Genomic DNA, 5,364 nt, shown 5'->3' on the forward strand with positions numbered 1-5,364 from the left:
AAAATGGATCTCCAAATCTGCCTTCAAAAAAGATTTCGTCCAATTCGCGTCTAGAATTAGGCATCTCACGTTCTTGAAAAGCTTCTGATAAGGCCTCTTTTTCTCCCTGATAACCAATAGCGATAACGACTTCAATCTCGTATTCATCTGGAATCTTCAGTAGCTCACGGGCTTTGTCAGGATAGAAGCCACCCATTGCGTGAGTGATCAGACCCTGGCGAACACACTCTAGTGCTAAATATCCCCATGATGTCCCCGCATCAAAGGAATGAGAGCGAAGCGGTTCATTACGCGAGGAAAGCTTGCGAGATAAGAGAAGGGCAAGCACTGGAGCCTTGTCACACCAAGCGGTATTACCAGACATAATAAATTCCATAAAGGTAGCCCGATCTTCTGGTGAGCGTGCCAAAATATATCGCCAAGGCTGTTCATTACTGCCTGATGGAGCCCAACGTGCCGCTTCAAATATGCGATATAATTTTTCAGGTTCGACAGGCTTTTCCGCAAATGAGCGTGGAGACCAGCGATTTAAATAAATAGGATCAATCGCATGCTGACTTTTGCGATGAAGTTGTCCCCATGTAGATTTTTCACTATGTTTCATTGGATTTGCCCTCCTTTTTGGTTGAAGCAAAAATATTAGGCTGAATTTTCTGTTATTATTACTTGGTTTAAGTATAGCAATACAAATCCTTTTTGGCACTTCTAAAACTGTTTAAGGGGAAAGTTATGCCTTTTAGGGGATAAATTATCGTAACGCATATATCAAGAGGCTACTCATTTTTGTTTACATAATAAAATTATAAGCAACCTTTTCCTACATGATTTCCACATTTCCTCCATACTCCTGCTTTATGTACCCGCTAAGATAACGTTAGAAAGGCGGGAAGAGTATGCAAGAATTAAAAGCAGCACGCTTAGAAATCTGTGCTATGTTAAATCAGTGTCAGTCTTGCAATTTGCCTCTGCTTCATCGCCGTCCTGGTCAAAAAAAGCGGAACAATCAGTTCTGTGCTACCCATTGTAGTTTTTACAGGGAAATTCAGATGAAGCGACGTAGTATGGAGCGTTTGCAAATACAACGGAGAGCACAGCTTGGAGTGCCACGCACAGGGACAATGGAACCAGACGAGGAACGTGTTTTCGTTCTTAGTTAACATAACATAGACAGATTTTCTTGCTTTCAGTTAAACAGAGTGAAAAAAAGTCGACAAAAGCCCACAAAAAGCACATCAAATGTATCTTAGCTTGATTTATGTATTTGTAGGATGACTAAACAAATAGGGGATACGTTAAGAGAGAGTAAGCTTTATGTAAATGAGAGAACCGAACACTAATAAGGGTTGTTATTCTTTGCTTCACAATGTTTTGTGAGAGTAAACATAACAGCCCTTCTTTCATGCATAAAAATAAACGCTTGTCTATTTTTGTAGAAAATGTGCAAATAAATTAACTTGTACAAGCGACTGTTTCACTCTATCCTATAGATAAGAATTCAAAATCGGAACTGGAAGCAAGAGGAGGTAACCTATATGTCAAAAGATTTACTTGAAATGCTAGAGGAGCTATATGAAGATAAACAAAGATATGTACATTATTTAGAACAAAGTAAAAAATCTCTCTCGCAACTTATAATGACAAAGGGAGACACTCATTGCGCAGACACTCTTAAACTTCTGCAAGCCACCGAATTGGAAGTAGAAACCTTACAAAGATTAATTTCTTATATTGACTTTAAGATAAAACTGTTACGAGTAAAAGAATACGCTTCCTAGGAACCTCATCGCCCCAGATGGGGTTCCTTTTTCATAATATATGGATATGATTTTTTACATAAAAAGTTGTCATCTGTTCGTATCCTACCTGCATCTGCTACAATAGGAGCATCAGCTATAAAACGATGACGGAGGGAAATACACATGTCACAAAACCAGGATCAACAACCACAAAATCAGCTTACAGAGCCTAGAGTAAATAAGGAAGCTAAGGTTGTCATTATTACTTTTATTGGTTTAATGGTCATTTGTGTGTTTATTATTGGCTGGTTTATGTTTCTCCGCTAGGATACAAATGAAGAAAGCAGGTGTAGTAATATGTCAGAACGATCTCTACAACTAGGTGATATCGTTACAGTAAGACATCGAACAGGCGAATATATCAGTGAGATTATAGAACTGACGCCGAGTAAATCGTTAGTCAAAACATTAGCAGTGCTCACACACCCTACACAAGGTGATTTACATAATTTATACGAAACGAATGTACCTTTGTTTCATCAGCGCAAAGCAATGGCTTTTCTTGAAAAGGTATATGTTCCTACAGCCGTTTTGCAACCCTATTCAGGAGAAAGTGTACCATCCTATCCCGACTCTTTACACCAGGCATTGCAAAAGCTAGAAGAGCAATTGCAGGAGCGCGACGACGAGTATGCTAACCTTGCGCTACATCAATTAACTCAGCTTCGCGAGGAATATTTTTCATAAAAGGCAATCCTCTTTGGTCATAAAACACGGAAAAACAGGGAACCCTAATTAGGGATATAACTCTGATTTCTATCAAACCAAGGGGGTTTTTATGTATGGCAGCAGGATTAGGTGCACATGAGGTGCTAGATTTACATGAGGTCTTAGATGGCATGATTAACACTGGCAACAATATGCAAATGTATCGTTCGTATGTTAAAGATCCGCAATTAATGAGTATATTGGAAAATCAACTGCAATTTCATTTGCAATCCTACAACATGCTCATTTCTATTTTGCAACAGACAAATTATCAGAAACCCATCCAAGAGCGTCATTTGAAAATTCTGGGATATTCACAGCCTACATATGGTTTACGTCAACCTGCTCCGGTAGCTCCTTCTACTTCTCCACAGGAAATAGATGATCGCGATATTGCAAGTTGCATGTTGGGATTACATAAATCTGCGGCAACTATTAAAATGATGGCGACATTGGAATGTGCAGACCCAACCTTGCGACGGGCACTATCACAAGCTGCTGTAAATTGTGCAGATATGGCATATGAAGTGTGGCAGTACATGAACCAGAGAGGCTATTATCAGGTGGCTACTTTGAAGGAAGTAACCACGCAGACCATGATCAATACATATCAGCCAACTATGAACCAATCATTTGGTCTACATTCTCCTCTTATGAATCAACCATTTGCAAAGCCATCTCCACAACTGGTCTCACAAGTCCAACACATGAATCAACCAAGCGCATCGATTTTACCTCAGCATACGTATGCTAATTATGCTGGGAATTCAGCAGGTGTTGATGTGCAGCACAGCAATCAAAATGTAGCAAGTGGAGTAGGAAATCAAGCTATGCATGCTCAAACGCTAGATCATACCATTTCTCATGGGGAGCAACAACCATCCGCTGCTAGTATTTTTAGTAATCATGTGGGACATGCTCCGCACACAACGGAATAACTAAGGACAGTACATCCCGATAAAAGCTACCTACTTTTTTTAACAGGGGCTTTTACTCGGGATGTTTTTGCGAACTCGGTATCATCGAAAGTTTGGCAATGTTCATGTTACATGTTTTGTACTATAATAGGGGAGTGTTTATATAAAAGGAGAGTTTTTAATGTCTCGGGCTGTCATAGATGCAATGCTTTTTGGGATAGTAGCTCTGGTTCTCTTTGGGGCAATGGTCTACTACATTAAAAAATGGAAATGAGAAAAAACGCTAATCTTATCAAGTGAGAGGAGGGATTAGCGTTTTTGCATTTTATGAAGGTGTATTTGTGCGGCTTATTTAATATGTAGTAATGCCGTACGATCCCTGATATCAATGTGATTTGAAATTTTTTCAATGTCCCATTCCCACCATGCCACATCGAGCAGGGCTGCAATGGTGTCGTCTGAAAATCGTTTCTTTAGCTCCTTGGAGGGATTCCCCCCTACAATCGCATAAGGTTGAACGTCTTTGGTTACAACTGATTTGGCAGCAATAATTGCACCGTCTCCAATTTTCACTCCTGGCATGATACAAGCATCCATACCTATCCAAACATCGTTTCCAACCACGGTGTCTCCTTTAAATGGAAGTTCTTCGATAGTAGGTGTAAACTTTTCCCATCCATGCCCGAAAATGTTGAAGGGATAGGTAGAAAAGCCATCCATCTTATGATTAGCCCCATTCATAATAAAGGTGACGCCAGAAGCGATGGAGCAAAATTTTCCGATGATCAGTTGGTCTCCATATATTTCATAGTGATGCAATACTTGATCTTCAAATTCTCCATTTCGACAGTCGTAGTACGAATAGTCCCCCGCAATTATGTTTGGCTTTGAGATGGAATGCTTAATAAATTGTAAGCCTTGATATCCCTCGATCGGATATTTTACATTTGGATTCGGTCCCGTCATTATGATTTACTCCTTTTAGATTAGAATGAAAATGCCTAAATTTTATACAACAAAAAAACTCCTAATCCACTTTCTGGATAGGAGGAGGTTGGCTAATCATGAACAGAAATAATCCACCTGATAAGGGCAGAATTATTTCATCTAACTATTAAAAAAGCCCGCACTAATCCTATCTAGAAAGTGTTTCGTGTGATACGAAATTTTCATTAAAAATAGGATTAGTTGATCATTGGACTCTTGTTCACCCTTTCGAATTACATTAGCTCTAATATATTGGTGCAGATGTATTTTGTCAAGAAATGTTAAATGGTTTCTTTAACAAATTGAAAGGAATAGCACAGAAGGGTAAATCAAGATGCTTAGGATTCCTGATGCAAGATATAAATATGTTGAATTTTTAGTTTTAATAAAAAAGAAAGGCGATATTCATCGCCTTTCCCATTCAGATGTTTAATTTAATTTAATAATTTTAATTGTGACTCCACTTACACTGCTGCTATTGATAGTGAAAGCATTATTCAGTAAATTTCTCAGTTGCAGAGTGGAGTTAGACGGTATTGTCACAATAGCTTCTCTTGAAATTTGGATAGTACCTGTAGAGTCAGTATTTGAAGTTACTGTGGAAGTTTTGAAATTAGGAATTTCTTTGTTATTAATTGTCAAGCCAACTTCGATATAATCTGGTTGCAATGCGCTGATTGGATTCACTGTTACAAGGAAGCAAATGGAATAGTCTCCTCCCTGAGTAATGCTGATCGTGGTTGCATCAGCTTGTGAAATTCCTCCACCAGATGGACCAGTAATATCAAAAGGTATGGCTTCATTTGAAGATATTAACATAGTCTTGCTTAATTGGAAGAAACCGTAAGCAGGAGAGAACACTCCAGCTGGTCCAGTCGGACCGGTAGGTCCAGTTGGTCCAGTCGGACCGGTAGGGCCAGTGTCACCAGTAGCGCCGGTATCTCCGGTAGGTCCAG

At 39.2% G+C, this 5,364-nt stretch carries 8 protein-coding genes; 5 read left to right on the forward strand and 3 right to left on the reverse strand.

What is annotated here, in order from left to right; genetic code table 11:
• The coding region (locus AYJ08_RS19540; protein WP_064019093.1) for a nitroreductase family protein at positions 1-604 on the reverse strand (604 nt) is incomplete at its 3' end.
• A gap of 289 nt (positions 605-893) precedes the next feature.
• Between AYJ08_RS19540 and AYJ08_RS19545 the strand changes: the two genes are divergently transcribed.
• From AYJ08_RS19545 to AYJ08_RS19560, 5 genes are all read left to right on the forward strand, one after another.
• Positions 894-1,157 carry a hypothetical protein gene (locus AYJ08_RS19545; protein WP_031414643.1) on the forward strand — a complete coding sequence of 88 codons (264 nt, stop codon included), beginning with the start codon at positions 894-896 and terminating at the stop codon, positions 1,155-1,157.
• Between the two features lie 375 nt (positions 1,158-1,532).
• Positions 1,533-1,775: a hypothetical protein gene (locus AYJ08_RS19550; RefSeq protein WP_064019094.1), complete on the forward strand. Its 243-nt coding sequence runs from the start codon at positions 1,533-1,535 to the stop codon at positions 1,773-1,775.
• Between the two features lie 144 nt (positions 1,776-1,919).
• Positions 1,920-2,063, forward strand: a complete 144-nt coding sequence (locus AYJ08_RS24120) for a hypothetical protein (protein ID WP_197490760.1) — start codon at positions 1,920-1,922, stop codon at positions 2,061-2,063.
• A gap of 30 nt (positions 2,064-2,093) precedes the next feature.
• The gene (gene kapB / locus AYJ08_RS19555; protein ID WP_064019095.1) at positions 2,094-2,483 is read left to right on the forward strand and encodes a kinase-associated lipoprotein KapB; all 390 of its coding nucleotides are present in this window, start codon (positions 2,094-2,096) and stop codon (positions 2,481-2,483) included.
• A gap of 95 nt (positions 2,484-2,578) precedes the next feature.
• The gene (locus AYJ08_RS19560) at positions 2,579-3,442 is read left to right on the forward strand and encodes a spore coat protein (RefSeq protein ID WP_064019096.1); all 864 of its coding nucleotides are present in this window, start codon (positions 2,579-2,581) and stop codon (positions 3,440-3,442) included.
• Positions 3,443-3,769: 327 nt separating this feature from the next.
• On the opposite strand, the gene AYJ08_RS19565 is transcribed toward AYJ08_RS19560, so the two are convergent.
• Positions 3,770-4,387 (reverse strand): Vat family streptogramin A O-acetyltransferase, encoded by a 618-nt coding sequence (locus AYJ08_RS19565; RefSeq protein ID WP_064019097.1) that lies wholly within the window; start codon positions 4,385-4,387, stop codon positions 3,770-3,772.
• Positions 4,388-4,837: 450 nt separating this feature from the next.
• On the reverse strand, positions 4,838-5,364 hold a 527-nt coding region (locus AYJ08_RS24125), incomplete at its 5' end, for a hypothetical protein (protein ID WP_064019098.1).

Origin of the sequence: Brevibacillus sp. SKDU10, assembly GCF_001645205.1 — a bacterium.
Taxonomy (GTDB): Bacteria; Bacillota; Bacilli; order Brevibacillales; family Brevibacillaceae; genus Brevibacillus_B; species Brevibacillus_B halotolerans.